The organism is Acetivibrio mesophilus (assembly GCF_004102745.1).
In the GTDB taxonomy this organism is placed as follows: domain Bacteria; phylum Bacillota; class Clostridia; order Acetivibrionales; family Acetivibrionaceae; genus Hungateiclostridium; species Hungateiclostridium mesophilum.
Window position 1 is genome coordinate 55281 of sequence record NZ_RLII01000007.1, and the last position, 16340, is coordinate 71620.

Below are 16340 nucleotides of genomic sequence, written 5' to 3' on the forward strand. Positions count from 1 at the left end.
TTAAAAGGAGAGACAAGGAATTATGAATATATGTATTGTAGGCGCAGGAGCCACAGGACTCGTTGCAGCAAATGAACTTGTTAAGAAAGGTCATAAAGTTTCTGTATTTGAAGAGGAGAATCAACATGGAGGTTTAGTAAATACTTTAGAGGTTGGCAATGAAAAACTGGAAGTATTTTATCACCATATATTTACGAATGATGTAGAAATAATTAAGCTGATTGAAGAGTTAGAGCTGTCTTCTGAGCTTATGTGGCTCGAACCAAAGAACTCCATATATATTAACCGAAAGCTTTATCCTTTTACTTCCCCAGTGGATTTATTGCTCTTTAAAGAGCTTTCATTTATTGATAGGATAAGGATGGGGTTGCTTGTTTTTAAAGCGAAGTTTATAAAAGACTGGAGTCAATTAGAGAATATGAGCTCTAAAGACTGGATAATCAAAAATGCAGGTAAGAATGTATATGAAAAGGTCTGGGGACCACTACTTAGTTCAAAGTTTGATTATGATGCCGATGATATTTCGGGTACTTGGATATGGAATAAATTCAAGTTGAGGGGCTCAACAAGGGGAAAAAATATTAACAAGGAACTATTGGGTTATATGAAAGGAAGCTTCGGGCTAATATACGATAAATTGGCAGAGAAGATAATCAATGCCGGTGGTCAAATAAATTACTCAAGCCCAGTGGATAGGATTGAACCCCAAAAAGATAAAACCCTGAATGTCCATAGCAACGGCAAAGTATATAATTTTGACAGGGTTATTGTTACGACTTCGCCGGAGATTCTTAGCAAAATGAATGTTCCTTTCCCGAAAGAGTATAGTGAGAAGCTTTCAAAAGTAAAGTACAAAGCTAATATTTGTATGGTTTTAGAACTTTCGGAGAAATTATCGGATTACTATTGGACTACAATTGCAGAGAAGGATTTTCCCTTTGTGCTGTTAATAGAACACACCAATCTAGTTACCGAGAATGACTATAAGTCACATATTATTTATCTTTCCAGGTATCTAGACAGAAAGAATGAGATGTATTCATTAAGCGATGATGAAATTCAGAAAGAGTTTATTAAATACTTAAAAATCATGTTCCCCAATTGGGATGAATCAAAGATAAAGAGAGTGTATATTAATCGGACAAGCTATTCACAGCCGGTTGTTGTACAGCAATACTCGAAAATTTTACCTGAAATTGATACTCCTGTGGAGAACCTGTATTTAGCAAGTATGGCTCAGATATATCCGGAAGATAGAGGACAGAATTATTCTGTAAGGCTTGGAAAACAAGTGGCGGATATGATTAAATAGTAGGGTGAAATATTACTAATATATTGTTTGGAGGCAAGATTAAAATGTTCAAGAAGATGACAGTCTATATGACTTCTGTATTGGTATTTTGTATGATGTTTTACCAATGTGCTTTTGCTGCAGAGAACTTAATACAAAATCCATCTTTTGAAGATATAAACGATAATATGCCCGTCGGTTGGAATACATGGGTTTGGGATTATAGGCCGGGTGTTGTCGAGTTTGGTGCAGAACAGGAAGGTTCACACAGTGGACAGTACTATGTTACCATCAATAATAAAAAGGGCAGGGATTCACGATACCTTCAGGAGGTGGCAGTGAATTCGAATTCATGTTATAGATTTTCCGGCTGGATTAAAACAGAGAAAGTTGGAGGAGATACATTAGGGGCTAACTTATCATTAGAAGGATTTACTGCATATTCTCAAGATGTAAAAGGTACTGTTGATGAATGGCAATACACTGAGTTATATATAAAGACCGGCGAAGGTGTGAATACAATAACATTATCATTAGGCTTGGGCGGATATGGAAATCTGAATACCGGAAAGGCGTCATTTGACGATGTGGTACTTGAGGAAGTAGATAGCATACCTGAAGGTGCAAATTTTGTATTTGTCGGAAATACTGACGCTGAATCCGAACCTCCAGAGGATGAAAAAAAGCCTGAAGATACAGAAGGCAAGTACACCTGGGTGTGGTTGGCGGTTTCGGTGATTGTTTTGGCAACCATATTCTTTTATTACTATAAAACAGGGAAACTAAAATCTACAGATAACGAGAAAGATGAATAAAATCAATATTCCATTAATAAAAAGGCTGCGGAGATTCAATTTTCTGCAGCCTTTTTTATTAATAAGTTTTGCTAAACATGTATTATTACGTTACTTTCCCAGTTTTTCTTCTACCGGAAATATGGTTATAGTTTTAAGGATATACCTTTTTAATATAGTAATATCGCTGGAGCTTATTTTTCCATCTCCGTCCAGATCAGCAGCCTTTAATCCGTCAGGAGAAGGGAACTCGGTAATTTGCTTCAGAACATAACGTTTTAGCAATGTAAGATCGGTGGAGGTTGCTTTGAAGTCACCGTTAACATCACCATACTTGAAGGTTTCCGGTGTTACTCCTCCCAGTGGTATTACATGGTCCAGCCCTCTCTTCCACAATGTCGGCTCAATTATTGCGTATTTCTCCTCGTCTACTGTTTTCCAATCTTCAAGCATCAAACCGCCGGTATCGGCAGAATTAGGATTAAAGGCCCAGAAGGTATGATGCAGTTTTTTGTCTGCAATAAAGCTTCCCAAGCATTCAAGCCATTTCACGTTGTTATCGTTGATAAGCTTACCGCCCCACTCTCCGATTAACATAGGTGCAATATTTTCATCAACAATATAATACCAGTTTGGGTACCAGCATTCTTCATAAAGAGTATTAATATCAAAATCTTTTTTAAACCATGGCTGCATATATATGTCCGGCCCGTAATCATGTACAGAATATACAAGCTTGTCTTGGGCAGATAGGGTGACAGGGTGGTGGGCGACTCCTCTTAAGTTCCCGCCCCACCAGTTACAGTATGTAGTAAACTCACCACAGTTGGTGTAATCATATCCGTCCATTGGGTATGCCTCGACACCTTCTACGACGATCAAAAGGTTCGGATTAATTGCGAGTATTTCTTCGGCAATAATTTCGGCAGCTCTTTTCCAATTGTTTGGATCCTCCGAATCATCCCATTTTGCAATGTTCGGACCTGAGTACTTTCCATGGGGCTCATTTTTAAGATCCATTGCAATAACCGTATCATCATCCTTGTACCTTTCGGTAATCCATTTCCAAGCCTCAATAAAATCCTCCATGGTCACATCTTTGTTGTACCAGAGGTTGTCTTGGTATGAATCCTTAGTAGCACCATGCATGTCAAACATAACCTTCATACCGTTTTTCTTCATATGATTTATTGTATAGTCCAGTATGTCGAGACTGCTCAGACCGTCAAGACGTGGGTTCTCGTATGTGCTTACAAAGGAAGTTTCTACATATTCACCGTTTTTCCATTCAAGAATAAGTTCAGCACTGAGGGGGATTCTAAGAAGATTAAAACCTAAGTTCGCCATTAAATCAAGAGAGTCTTCCAGATTGCATTTATTAAGACCGTAAAAACCATTTGCTCCATCAGTTTCGAATCCAAACCAGTTGATGCCTGTAAGGTAAACTGTATTCCCTTTTGAATCCTTAATTAAATTTCCTTCTACATGAAGCCAGTCATCATCGTTTGGCGGCGGTGTCGGTTCCGGCGGTGGTGGTGGTCCCTCTACTCCCCATACCAGTGTGTCCTTATAGTAGAGTGTCATTTTATCATATTCTGCATAATCGGTGAAACTGGGGTCATAAGAATAATCATTGGTTTGATCATAATAGCCGTTTGATATTTTTTTCAGTACCAACTGCATTTGACCGCTGTTGCCACCATCCTTTATGACTCCAGCTCCGCTGGTAAAGCCAATCTCCGCATATCCCAACTCGGGGTGAAATTCTGCAAATATGTTGCTTGACCCTATTGCAGTGTAAAAGCATAAAAGGGTTTCCTCGGTAGCACCTTCTTTTGTGTAATAATACCTCACTTTGAGATCGGCCATATCCACACTTTGACCGCTGTTGTTGTGAATAATTATGTAAGGACGCATGCTTTGATACCTTTCATCTAGCGAACCATCCATATAGTGGATCGATAGGCCTTCTAAAGCAGTTTCTTCAGTAGTGTTACCAGCATTAACGGTAATGAGGCCAAAAAGGCATGAAATAACGAAGACAGAAATTGTTAATACAGATAACAGGCTTTTCTCAGAATGTTTTTGAGCCATTAAAATTAACCCCCCTCACTCCATTCGTTATGGAAAATAAAAAATAAAAATTATGTAAATAGAAATATACGTACTATCTTAATTATATCATTAATATAGTGCTTTAATATAGTGTTTTCAAAACGAATAAATGAGTACTAAATATTATACAAATGATAAGTCCATAGTTATCAGTATGTTGGCTTACGGTATGGTGTAATTAATATAAAAAGTGGGAAATTCTGTGAAGAATTACGAGGATTATTGCGGATTTTTATGAATCAAACTCGTATAATGAATTGGGATATAGGGGTGAGTATAATTAAAAAAGAAAAGCATTAGAGTCAACGGCATTCAACGTGATTTTATTGACTTCCACATGTTGCTATTCGAATTGCATTTTAGTTTTTATCACAATCACGCTTTTTGGCGGCAATAATACTGCGAAAGTCATCTTAAATTTAGCACAAATCATCTATTTATTATAAATAAATCCTTAAATTTTATGGTCTACATTTTTATATAATTTTATCATACATATAGGCGATTTTATATTGAAGTCGTATTTATTTTTATTTTCTTTAGCAGAATGAAAAAGGGATAAGAAGGTGTTCCAACGAAAGTAATCAAATTAATAAATTTTTTCATACCAAAATGAACCGAACAACCATTAAGAGACAATATATTATTGGAGTAGCTATTCCAGATGAAAATTCATCTCTATTGCAATATTGCATTGCAAAATGCTGTAGAAGGAAGAGTTAAAATAAGTTTATGCCATGTGGAGAGGGGATAAACATTGGACAATATAGATATTGATAGCCTGGTGACGTTATACGGTAAAACTGTTTATGGATTCTGCATTAGGCTTGCGAAAGACAGAGATAATGCTGATGACCTGTACCAGGAAACTTTCTTAAAAGCGATGGAACTGAGTACTAAAATTGATGAGAGCAAAAATCCGAAAGGATTTCTTATTTCCATTGCAGTCGGGTTATGGAAGAACAATCGTCGAAAATTTGCCAGAAGGCAAAGAATAGCACCCGAGGGAGAACTGAATGAGGAGGTTGTCAGCAGCGTCATGTGTGCCGATGGTACAACACCGGAAGAGATTGCGATATTAAGAGAACGTTGTGCACAAATACGGGCTGCAGCGGATAAACTTAATGACAAGCTTAGAATACCTCTGTACATGTATTACACTGCGCAAATGTCAGTTGAAGATATAGCAGCAGCGCTTAGGATTCCGCAGGGGACTGTAAAAAGCAGGCTCCATAAGGCACGTGAAAATCTAAAAAATGTCTTGGAGGGTTATTAGTATGGATAGATATGAAGAACTGGAACAATTGCTGACACAAGCTCTTTCTTCGACAGCTGAACCTGATGAAGCTTTAAATCAAAAAATTAAGTACAGAATAAAGGAGAGTAAAACTATGAAACCAGCACGTAAAAGGATAGCAGTTGCTTTTGTTGCCGCCGTAATCTTTATAATGTCGGGCTCCGCATTTGCTGCTTGGAGGCTTTTAAGCCCGAAACAGATTGCCGAAAACCTGGGAGATAAAGCCTTGGCTAAAGCTTTCGATAGTGAAAATGCAGTTTTGATTAACAAATCTGTAACTTCCGGTGATTATATCTTTACACTGTATGGAATCACCTCCGGCACAAACTTAAGTGATTTCAGAAGTTCAATAGAGGATATTCATCCTGACAGGACCTATGCTGTAGTTTCAATTGAAAGGGAAGACGGAAGTCCAATGCCTGAAGTCAGTGATGAAAGTTACGATGAGACTACATTTATTGTTTCACCACTTATAAAGGGGCAAAAACCTTGGCAGGTGAACATATGCACAATGAATGGCGGATACATCGAACGAGTTGTGGACGGAGTCCATTACAGAATAATTGAGTGCGACAGTATAGAGATGTTTGCCGACAGAGGAGTGTACCTTTACGCGGGAACTGGAAGCTTCATAGACAATCAAAAAGTAAGCTACAATGAAGAAACCGGTGAAATTACAATTAATGCGGACAATAAAGAAGCTGGTGTACTTTTTGATTTGCCCCTTGATGTAGAAAAAGCGAACCATGAGAAGGCTGAAAGGTACCTTGAAGAAATATTAAATCCCGCATCTAATCCATAACAAGCAATGACAACGTGGCCGACTGGGAAGGTTAATTACAATAATAGGTAATAGAGTAATAAATATATAGTAATTAAATAAAATAAATGTCTTGAAGTATTATGAATTATTAAGTATAATATATAAGGTCTCCTCTTAATGATTGTCCTTTAAGAGGAATATTGATAAGTTAATATTTGGTCGTGCTAGATGGGGAGGTAGCGGTGCCCTGTACCTGCAATCCGCTATAGCAGGGTTGAATTCCTATAATAGGCTTGCTTCTGTAGGGTCTGCCCTTTGTAAGTGGCAATGAAAATTGGGTCCTGCGCAATGAAAATCTATGAATCCCGTCAGGTTCGGAAGAAAGCAGCGGTAAGTAGTCTCTTTCGTGTGCCGTAGGATTGCCTGATTCGAGCTAACTGCATTGGTTACGCTTATATATGCATGTCGAAAATAGGTGCACGACCAATTATATAATAAAATTTAAGTATATCGAGTTGTCCTAAAAAGCTATTTAAAATTATTAAATAGCTTATTTTATATTAGTCAGCTTTTCGATATGAGGGAGTAGGAGGATGTATTGTGTCGTATCTGGCTTTATATAGAAAATGGAGACCTATGGTCTTTGAAGATGTAGTTGAACAGGAACATGTTGTAAAGACGTTAAGGAACAGCATTTGCTCCGGGCGTATAGCTCATGCGTATCTCTTTTGTGGGACAAGGGGTACGGGTAAAACCACCATGGCAAAAATATTTTCCAGAGCTGTAAACTGTACCGATTCAAAAAACGGTGATCCCTGCAATCAATGTGAGGTTTGCCTGGGAATACTGAACGGAAGTCTTTTGGATGTCATTGAAATAGATGCTGCCTCAAACAACAGCGTGGATAATATAAGGGATCTGAGGGACGAAGTCATATACACTCCTTCAAAAGCCAGATATAAGGTTTATATTATCGACGAGGTTCATATGCTTTCAACAGGGGCATTTAATGCGCTCCTAAAGACTCTTGAAGAGCCTCCTGCCCATGTTATATTTATTCTTGCCACTACTGAGCCACACAAGCTCCCTGCAACTATACTGTCCCGATGCCAAAGGTTTGATTTCAGGAGAATTCCGGTTGAAAGTATTGTAAAGAGGGTTGAGTACATCTCCAAAGAAAGTGGAGTAGAAATACAAAAGGAAGCATCGAAACTGATAGCAAAGCTTTCCGATGGAGCCTTAAGGGATGCCATAAGCATACTGGATCAATGCATATCCCTTGGAAATAAGGAACTGACTTATGAAGATGTCTTATCTGTAGTGGGTCTTGTGACGGATACCTTTATCTCCGAAGTGGTTGATGCCATAAAGAATAAAGAGATAGACAGGGTGTTGCAGGCTGTCGATAAGCTGGTGATGGAGGGCAAGAATATCGGCCAGTTTGTTTCGGAAATGGTGATGTACTATAGAAATCTAATGATTTGTAGCTCGGTATCAAATCCGGAAGATATAATTGACGCTTCCATGGATTCAATTCAAAAGATGAAGCAGCAATGTAAAGGGTTAGAGCGTTTTGAAATTGTGGCCGTGATAAAAGAGCTTTCTTCTTTAGAGGCAGCATTAAAATGGTCCTCACATCCAAGGGTTCTTCTGGAAACGGCGCTTATAAAGCTTTGTGAAAGCAGGGTAGATTTGGGAGATGCCGGCATTTTAGAGAGAATTCAATCGCTGGAAAAGAGTGTTAATGATATCGTTGAAAAGGGTATTGCTGTCCCTAAGAGTGGTTCGGGCGGTTCCAAAAGGGGTGCAGAGTCTGTGAATTCCGATAAAGGGAATTCGGCATCCGGAGCGGAGGAACGTATTGAAAAAAAGAATATTGCCAAAAATGCCAAGGGCATTGAGGCGTGGCAGGAGGTATTAAACGAGTTGAAGGGCAGAGGTAGAATGGCTATATATACCAACCTCCTAGACACCAAACTTGTAGAGCTGAACCCAACTCAAGTGGGGATAGTATTTAAGAATGGCTGCAGCTTCAATAAGATGATTGTTGCAAAGCATGAGAACCTTGAAGTTGTGGAGTCGTGCCTTTGTGAATGCCTTGGTAAAGAGGTTCGGGTAAAATGTCTTGACGAAGAAGATACTGTTGATAACGGCAAAAAAGAGGAAAAAGATGAGCTGATTGAGAAGGCTCAGGATATTGCCGAAAAGTTGGATGTTAAACTGAATATAATTGACGAGTGAATTTGAAAAATTTTACTGGTGTTTTTAGCATATATTAATATATAATGATGATTAGGTATTTTAAAATTCGGATATATGTAATCTGAAGATATAACATAAAATTTGGAGGTAGATTGTAATGGCAAAAGGCGGTTTCCCGGGATTCGGCGGTAATATGAACAACTTGGTAAAGCAGGCTCAGAAGATGCAAAGGGATATGGAGAGAGTTCAGGAAGAGCTTAAGGAAAAAACTGTTGAAGCATCTGCTGGAGGAGGAGCAATTACTGTAGTTGCCACAGGAAAGAAGGATATTAAGGAAATTAGCATCAAACCGGAGGTTGTTGACCCTGATGATGTTGAAATGCTTCAGGACCTCATCCTTGCAGCGGTCAATGAGGCTTTAAGAAAAGCAGATGAAATGGTTTCTAACGAGATTGGCAAGGTTACAGGCGGATTAGGTGGAATTCCCGGTTTGTTTTAGTTGATGTTTACAATGGTAAAGGGTGAATATACATGAGCTTTTATGCTGCACCAATTGCAAGGCTTATAGAAGAATTTGAAAAGCTTCCCGGCATAGGTCACAAGACTGCACAAAGGTTGGCTTTTCATGTGTTGGATATGCCTCAGGAAAAAGTGGATAAGCTTGCAAACGCTATAAGTGAAGCAAAGCAAAAAACAAAATTTTGCTCAGTATGCGGCAATTTGACCGATTCAGATGTTTGCTCCCTATGCAATTCGGAGAAAAGGGACAGTTCTGTAATTTGTGTCGTAGAAGACGCAAGGGATGTTGTTGCAATGGAGAAGATACGAGAGTTTAAAGGGCTTTATCATGTGTTGCATGGGGCGATATCACCGATGCAGGGGATTGGGCCTGAGGATATTAAAATTAAGGAGCTCTTAGCTAGGATAAGGGACGGAAATATCAGTGAGGTCATTATTGCTACAAATCCCAATATTGAGGGTGAAGCTACTGCTATGTATATTTCAAAGCTCGTTAAGCCTTTGGGGATTAAGACCACAAGGATAGCCCATGGAATACCTGTGGGGGGAGACCTTGAATATGCAGATGAGGTTACTTTGGCAAAGGCTTTGGAGGGAAGACGCGAGATTTAGTTGTCTTGTAGATTCGAAAATAAAAATGTTGCAGAGAACATGGTTTATAGGGTTAAGGAATTCCTATAGACCATGTTTTTTATGGTTTTAAGGGTATAATTTATATTACGAAATAATACCGCTTGTTTTGAAAATGGAGTAAGGAATAAATTGAATATTTGAAAAATTCCCACATTCAAAAATATATGTTATATTATGTTGTATAGGACAGACAAGTTATTTTAATCGTGAGGTGATCTATGTGGACCCTGTTATTCATAATGAAGTTTATAATGAGATAATTAAAAATAATTTAAAAAGGGAAAGGATATTATCAAAATATGCTTGCAAAAGTAATAAAGGAATTCGCCGTGACCCGGAACGGGAAAAAATAGAGGACAGGATTAATATTAGGCCTTCTTTTTTCCGTGATGCGGACAGGATAATACATTCCCTTTCCTATACAAGGTATATTGACAAGACCCAAGCGTTTTTTCTTTTTGAAAATGACCATATTACTCATAGAGTTCTGCATGTCCAATTTGTTTCAAAAATAGCAAGGGTTATCGGTCGGTGTTTAAAATTAAATGAAGATTTGATTGAAGCAATTTCCCTTGGTCATGATTTGGGACATGTTCCATACGGACATGATGGGGAAAGATATTTGGACAAAATCTTTAACGAAAAGGCACAAATGTTTTTCAACCATAATGCTCAAAGTGTAAGGTCCTTGATGGAATTGGAAAATGGAGGGCAAGGATTAAATCTAACATTGCAGGTGCTTGATGGTATCCTTTGCCATAACGGTGAAATTCTCGAGAAGGAATATGCACCGGAAACGAATAAAGGTTGGGATAAATTTTTAGAGGATTATGAGAAGTGCTGGACGGAAGCGGACTACAGCAAAAAGTTGCGGCCGATGACGTTGGAGGGTTGCTTGGTACGAATATGCGATATAATCGCATATATAGGACGGGATATTGAAGATGCAATAGCAGTAAAGCTTATAGATAGAAAAGATATTCCTGATGAAGCTGCAAGGGTATTGGGAAATACCAACCGGGTTATTATTGACACACTTGCGAGAGATATAATAGAAAATAGTTATGATAAGCCTTATATTATGTTCTCCGAAGATATATACAAGGCCTTGAGGTTGCTATTGCATTTTAATTATGAAAACATCTATAAAAACCCCGTAAAAATGACTGAAGACGAGAAGATAGAAAGAATGTTTAGGGACCTGTTTGAGTTATATTTGAAGGATTTGGAAACGGAAAATAAAGAATCTTCTATATATAAGTGGTTTCTAAATAGTATGAATGAAGAATATTTAGATAACAATAGCAAGCCAAGGATTGTACTTGATTATATTGCAGGAATGACGGATGACTTTTTTAACAATGAGTTTAAGAGATACGTATTGCCAAGGAGCTATGGGTATTGTATAGAGGGATGAGGGGTTTTTACAGATTGCAATAAAAGTATTGTGATTTTGGAGAAACAGAGAAAATAGAATGTATTTGCTGACAAGCTGTTTTTATCTATCACAAAGGATAATTGCTATTGTGGACAACTGATGATCCAAGTCTTGTAGACGTTACATATAAGAATATTGAAAATACGTGCTGCAAACATAAGAAAGCCTGTTGGAAACTGCTTCAAAGTCTCTAACAGGCTCAGCTTATACCGAAGCATTATTGTTATACCGGGAAAGAATCTATTCTACGCAAAATATACCGTTTTAGCAATGTAAGGTCTGAAGAGTTTACCGAGCCGTCTCCATTGGTATCCGCATTTAAAATCATCTCTCCTGTAAGCGTTAGTCTTCTTAACAAATACCTTTTTAATACTGTTATGTCCAGCGAGTTAATCGCCCCGTCGGCATTTACATCACCTCTAAGTATCGGTGGCGGTGTTGGAGTAGGTGGGGTAACTACTTTTCGGGAAACGGCAGTTTCCAATTCCCATCGGTTCACACTTATAACGCTTCCATGTCTTACTCCCGACGGTACACTGATTCCGGTAACTTTCGTCCAGTTTAAAGCATTTAAATCGTTTGTCTTCCAGCATTCAAAATTACCGTTGTTGGCAAAAAGGTCAACGTACATGTACCAAGAGTCGGAATTATTGTCTTTGAAAACAAAGGGTCCCTCTGTATTGGCCGATGTTATAAAATTGGGGGTAAATACACTAAAGCTCTTGGGAGTCAAGGAGCTTGACTTAGCCGCCTTAATGGATTTTCCCGAAGCCCTCTCGTCCTTGAAAAACAAATAATTCATTCCTTTGTCACTGACAATATGAGCGTCAATTACATCATAGCCGGGGTCAAAAAACACTTCACAGTCACTCACTGTCTTAAAATCTGTTGTATAGTTCACATATATCCGGTTATAATCCGTATTACCCGCCCAGTATATCCCATACTGCTTCCTGCTCTCGTCATAGAATACCTCCGGAGCCCAGGCGTGCATGTTGCTTCTGTTATGTACTTTTATTAAACGCTCGGTAAAGTTTATCAAATCCTCGGATTCCCAATAATGAATATACTGGCTCGTATCTCCCCAATTAGTCCCCAGCATGTCGGTTGCAACTATTCCAAACTTTCCGTCCTGTTTTCTGAAAATATACGGATCCCTAATACCCTTTGTTCCCATTTGTGCATACAAGACTGGCTTTCCGTCGTTTATATTTCTCCAGTGGAGTCCATCTGTACTATAGCAAAGATTGAGCCCATACTCGCCCGGTGCCTGTTTGAAATAAGCCATTATATACCCTGAATCTGTTATAGGCGCAGGAGTATCATCGCTGATTATTATAAAGGTTGCATCCTGCCTGTCCAGATCGGTTGAAATTTTCTCCAGCTTCAACAAGTATCCATAGTGCCTAATATATCTGTCGGGATAATTGTACGACTGAAAAGAAACACAGGAAGGGTCCGCAAGTCCCGAAATCAGTTTAAAGGTTGCATCTTCAGCAAAAATTGCAGTCCCGTCGTTCTTATCCAACCGGAAATCATAATCCCAGTGTCTTAAGTAATATCCCGGATTGTTTACCGATTGAATGGAAACATACCCTTCGCTACTGTTGGCAAGGCCCGGAACCAGCTTCCATTGCGAATCTTCTTCAGGGGTAACATTTTCATCTATCCTTGCATCAAAATCTGCATGTCTTACATATTTATTGGGATAATTATAAGATTGAAGCCTTACCTCCGATACTGATTCAACACCGCCGTCAAGGGATATAACATATGTATTTATCGAATACGGGGGCAAGGTGTCGGAAACAGTTTTATTTGACGCTGTTATATTGCTTTTTGCAAGGCTTAAGCTTGGAGATGTTCTGTAAACCTCCACAGTGCTGTTTACACCTGCAAACCTTGACAGGTTAAATACATAATTTTCGCTGGAGGATTTATTGTCGTTGGTTGCTACAATAACAAGATTCTTTTTATCCGGGCTTATTGCCGCAATTGTTTTTTCATTATTGGCACCTATAATTGTATAACCGGGCCTTATAAACCTGCTGTAATTTGCATGCATATAGAATTTTTCGGTAAGGGTAAAGGTCTGGGCCGCATCATCTACATATATACTACCCCAATTACCCCCGTCTATTATTTGCCAATCCAACCACGCCACACACTGTAATTCTTTCAAGTCGGTAACAATACGCTTTGACAGCATGGTACACGAGTCTGCCATATCGCCGTCAAAATTCAACGGACCGGATTCCGACTGCCAAATTCTAAGCCCTTTGGATTTTGCAAGGTCTCTGAACTGGGCTCTTTTCGAGCCGTGATAAGAATGTACGTTGAGTTGGGACATATAGGACAAAGTGGTTGCATCATAGGATTGAAGCCCTGAAAGACCCGTGTCAATACTGTTTTCATCGGCAGCACTGACAGTTGTCTCGGTCAACCCTTTGGCTCTTAATTTCTCTCCCACCTCTTTTATAATTCTCTGTTGATTGGCGTATGAAAAGGAACAGCCTTCCTGTCTACCACCCGCCGTCCACCAGTTTGCATTGGGTTCATTCATGGGCTCTAAAGTCCTGAATGTAATGCCCCATGAATCTCTGAAATGTTTTACAACCTCAGTAAGGTAATCGGCAAAATCATCATAATAATCGTCTTTTAAGTTATTGGAACCATCGGCGGTTCCGGAAGCACAGCCGCTTTTTGTCATCCAGTAGGGTGGAGAATTGGAAAATGCTTCAAGTATCATTTCCGATTCATAATATTTCCCTCTTTCTATCAGCCGGCTAAGTACGGCCCTTTGAGAGGCATCGGCATTCCAGTTCCACGAACGGTCAGCATTCTGATATCCTTGAATATCCGCATAATCCCTCATATGATTATGACCGGGATCATCTCCGCCGCCGATATTATACCTGAATATATTATAGCCCAGGCCATCGGTCGGACTGACAATTTTCTCAATCAGTTCGTTTCTGTTATCGGCAGACCACCGGCCAATCTGATTTCCCCACCAGCATAGGCTTGCCCCCCAGCCTTCAATGGTTTGATAGGTTGCGTCAGGGTCTATAGTAACAGTTGTTGCAGCACTGGTTATTTGCGGATGCTGAAAACATACTGCCGTTAGGAAAACAAATACGACCACCAATGTAGACTTTTTCAAATTATTCATGACGTCCCTCCCAAAAATTTATTTCAAAATAAATAATAATCTTTTTGACTTTCCAATCTATGCTTCTATATCTAATTTACCCAAGGCAGTGCTTTAATTCTACCTAAAATGTATCTCTTAAGTATTGTCAAATCCGTTGAGTTTATATTTCCGTCCAAATTAAGGTCGCTGACCATTCTCCAGTTTGGTGCCATCGGGACAGTTCTTCCAAGCAAATGTCTTTTTAAAATTGTCAAATCCGTCGAATTGACAGAATTATCTCCGTTTATATCGCCGTAGATTAAGTCATTGGGCGTAGCAGTATTTGTAGGTATTGGTGTTGGTGTTTGGGGCGGGATATATATCACATTTGTTCCGTCAGCAACCGGTATTCCAAAATCCGGTGTACCGTCAGCATTCCAGTTAACTATTTGTGCGCGGGTATGTCTGTTCGGGTCATACAAAGGATCTCCCGTAATATCCCGGTAGTTCCTCGCATGATATACCATAATATCCACTTTCCCATCGGGTGAAGTGGTAAAGGAATTATGCCCGGGTCCGTACTGCCCTGTGGATATATTACTCTGAAATACAGGATTCGGCGATTTGTGCCATGATTTCGGATCCAATAAGTTATCGGTATCGGAGGCAGTCAGCAATCCCATACAATAGTTTGAGTCTGTAGCGCTTGCCGAATAAGTCATAAATATTTTTCCGTTCTTCTTTAAAACAGCAGGGCCTTCATTAACAGCATAACCCACCTTTTCCCATGAATATTGAGGTGACGCAATCATAACCTGGCTTCCGGTTATGGCAAGAGGCCCATTCATTTTGGCAATATAAATATTGCTGTTACTTGCTATTTTAGGGTCTTTCTGAGCCCATACAAGATACCTTGTACCGTTATGTTCAAAGGTGGTTGCATCGAGGGTGAAAGACTCCCAATTGGTCTTTAATTGGCCTTTTTCCACCCAAGTTCCGGTAACAGGATTTGAATCTGAGCATTCAAGGACATACAAGCGTATATCGAAGTAATTAGTGGATGTTCCCGCTGAAAAATAAATATACCATTTTCCGTCAATGAAATGAATCTCCGGAGCCCAGATATGTCCTCCCATAATTCCACTGGAGTGTCTCCGCCAGACTGTAACAGGTGTAGCTGTTGAAAGTCCTTGCAAAGTTTTCGCCCGTCTTAGCTCTATTCTGTCATATTCCGGTACAGATGCCGTCATATAATAATAACCGTCGGTATGCCTGTAAACCCAAGGATCTGCCCGCCGCCTGACTATTGGATTTGTTACAATGACAGAATCATCGGGTTTGTCGGGATCTACAGATGAACCGTCAATCACTCTGAATGTAGCATCCTCTCTGTCAAGACTCGTTACAATTTCATCTAACTTCAATAGGTATTCATAATGTCTAATATATCTGGTAGGATAATTATAGGACTGAAAAGAAGTATATGAAGAATCCGCAAGTCCCGGAACCAGTTTAAATGTCGCATCTTCAGCAAAAATTGCGGTCCCGTCGTTTTTCTCCAACCGGAAATCATAATCCCAGTGTCTTAAGTAGTATCCCGGATGATTAACAGATTGAATAGACACATATTCCTCTTTGCTATTGGCAAGGCCAGGGACCAGCACCCATTGGGAATCTGTTTCGGGAGTGACATTATCATCTATCCTTACATCAAAGTTTGCATTTCTTATGTACATATGCGAATAATTATATGATTGAAGCTTTGCTTTAACACCATCCACACCCGCTGAAGTCAGCGTTATCGAAGGATTACTTGAGTAACACACTGAGGTAGCTAATAGTATCATAACCAAAGCCAATACAATAAATTTTAGAGCCCTCTTTATCATAATTAATCCCTCCCCATTATCTATTTTTCTATATTTAAAGTTTATAATCCCTTCTTTGTCTTCAATCTCACCTAAAAGTCACATTCTCACATTTCTTCCCTCTCCTTCAAAATACGGTCCAATATATGTAATATATAATGATTTGAGAAAAACCCAGAACTACTTTATTAATTAGTTCGTTCTGGGTTTTGGTTTGTGACGTATCCTTGTTATCTGTTGATATTTAATACGTAATAAGACTTTTATTTGGGGGCATGAAAATGCGG

At 39.2% G+C, this 16340-nt stretch carries 11 protein-coding genes and 1 other RNA gene; 9 read left to right on the forward strand and 3 right to left on the reverse strand.

Features of this window, described 5'->3' with window-relative positions; genetic code table 11:
- Window positions 1–22: 22 nt before the first annotated feature.
- Both EFD62_RS07745 and EFD62_RS07750 read left to right on the forward strand, forming a co-directional pair.
- Entirely contained in the window at window positions 23–1312 is a 1290-nt protein-coding gene (locus EFD62_RS07745) for an NAD(P)/FAD-dependent oxidoreductase (protein ID WP_069195239.1), read from the forward strand.
- A 44-nt stretch (window positions 1313–1356) separates the two neighbouring features.
- Entirely contained in the window at window positions 1357–2106 is a 750-nt protein-coding gene (locus EFD62_RS07750) for a carbohydrate-binding protein (RefSeq protein WP_069195238.1), read from the forward strand.
- Window positions 2107–2196: 90 nt separating this feature from the next.
- Here the strand turns inward: EFD62_RS07750 and EFD62_RS07755 are convergent, their stop codons facing one another.
- Entirely contained in the window at window positions 2197–4179 is a 1983-nt protein-coding gene (locus EFD62_RS07755; protein WP_069195237.1) for a cellulase family glycosylhydrolase, read from the reverse strand.
- 778 nt (window positions 4180–4957) lie between these two features.
- Between EFD62_RS07755 and EFD62_RS07760 the strand changes: the two genes are divergently transcribed.
- The 7 genes from EFD62_RS07760 to EFD62_RS07790 all read left to right on the forward strand — a co-directional run bounded on the left by EFD62_RS07760 (window position 4958) and on the right by EFD62_RS07790 (window position 11031).
- Window positions 4958–5476: an RNA polymerase sigma factor gene (locus tag EFD62_RS07760; protein WP_069195236.1), complete on the forward strand. Its 519-nt coding sequence runs from the start codon at window positions 4958–4960 to the stop codon at window positions 5474–5476.
- Window position 5477: 1 nt separating this feature from the next.
- Window positions 5478–6299, forward strand: a complete 822-nt coding sequence (locus EFD62_RS07765; RefSeq protein WP_194087088.1) for a hypothetical protein — start codon at window positions 5478–5480, stop codon at window positions 6297–6299.
- A gap of 180 nt (window positions 6300–6479) precedes the next feature.
- An RNA gene (ffs, locus tag EFD62_RS07770) (signal recognition particle sRNA large type) lies at window positions 6480–6743 on the forward strand.
- A 117-nt stretch (window positions 6744–6860) separates the two neighbouring features.
- On the forward strand, window positions 6861–8501 hold the full coding sequence (dnaX, locus tag EFD62_RS07775; protein ID WP_069195235.1) for a DNA polymerase III subunit gamma/tau: 1641 nt from the start codon (window positions 6861–6863) through the stop codon (window positions 8499–8501).
- Window positions 8502–8619: 118 nt separating this feature from the next.
- On the forward strand, window positions 8620–8961 hold the full coding sequence (locus tag EFD62_RS07780) for a YbaB/EbfC family nucleoid-associated protein (protein ID WP_069195234.1): 342 nt from the start codon (window positions 8620–8622) through the stop codon (window positions 8959–8961).
- Window positions 8962–8993: 32 nt separating this feature from the next.
- Complete coding sequence (recR, locus tag EFD62_RS07785) at window positions 8994–9593, forward strand: recombination mediator RecR (protein ID WP_069195233.1); 600 nt, start codon at window positions 8994–8996, stop codon at window positions 9591–9593.
- A 241-nt stretch (window positions 9594–9834) separates the two neighbouring features.
- Complete coding sequence (locus tag EFD62_RS07790) at window positions 9835–11031, forward strand: deoxyguanosinetriphosphate triphosphohydrolase family protein (protein ID WP_088262885.1); 1197 nt, start codon at window positions 9835–9837, stop codon at window positions 11029–11031.
- Between the two features lie 244 nt (window positions 11032–11275).
- Here EFD62_RS07790 and EFD62_RS07795 read toward each other — a convergent pair whose 3' ends face one another.
- Together EFD62_RS07795 and EFD62_RS07800 are read right to left on the reverse strand one after the other, a co-directional pair.
- The gene (locus EFD62_RS07795; protein WP_069195125.1) at window positions 11276–14224 is read right to left on the reverse strand and encodes an AbfB domain-containing protein; all 2949 of its coding nucleotides are present in this window, start codon (window positions 14222–14224) and stop codon (window positions 11276–11278) included.
- Between the two features lie 71 nt (window positions 14225–14295).
- The gene (locus tag EFD62_RS07800; protein WP_170176850.1) at window positions 14296–16074 is read right to left on the reverse strand and encodes a family 43 glycosylhydrolase; all 1779 of its coding nucleotides are present in this window, start codon (window positions 16072–16074) and stop codon (window positions 14296–14298) included.
- Between the last annotated feature and the right edge of the window lie 266 nt (window positions 16075–16340).

Coding starts and splice junctions, on each gene's coding strand:
- EFD62_RS07745 (WP_069195239.1), top strand. CDS start 23: ATGAATATATGTATTGTAGGCGCAGGAGCCACAGGACTCGTTGCAGCA.
- EFD62_RS07750 (WP_069195238.1), top strand. CDS start 1,357: ATGTTCAAGAAGATGACAGTCTATATGACTTCTGTATTGGTATTTTGT.
- EFD62_RS07755 (WP_069195237.1), bottom strand. CDS start 4,179: ATGGCTCAAAAACATTCTGAGAAAAGCCTGTTATCTGTATTAACAATT.
- EFD62_RS07765 (WP_194087088.1), top strand. CDS start 5,478: ATGGATAGATATGAAGAACTGGAACAATTGCTGACACAAGCTCTTTCT.
- EFD62_RS07780 (WP_069195234.1), top strand. CDS start 8,620: ATGGCAAAAGGCGGTTTCCCGGGATTCGGCGGTAATATGAACAACTTG.
- recR (WP_069195233.1), top strand. CDS start 8,994: ATGAGCTTTTATGCTGCACCAATTGCAAGGCTTATAGAAGAATTTGAA.
- EFD62_RS07795 (WP_069195125.1), bottom strand. CDS start 14,224: ATGAATAATTTGAAAAAGTCTACATTGGTGGTCGTATTTGTTTTCCTA.
- EFD62_RS07800 (WP_170176850.1), bottom strand. CDS start 16,074: ATGATAAAGAGGGCTCTAAAATTTATTGTATTGGCTTTGGTTATGATA.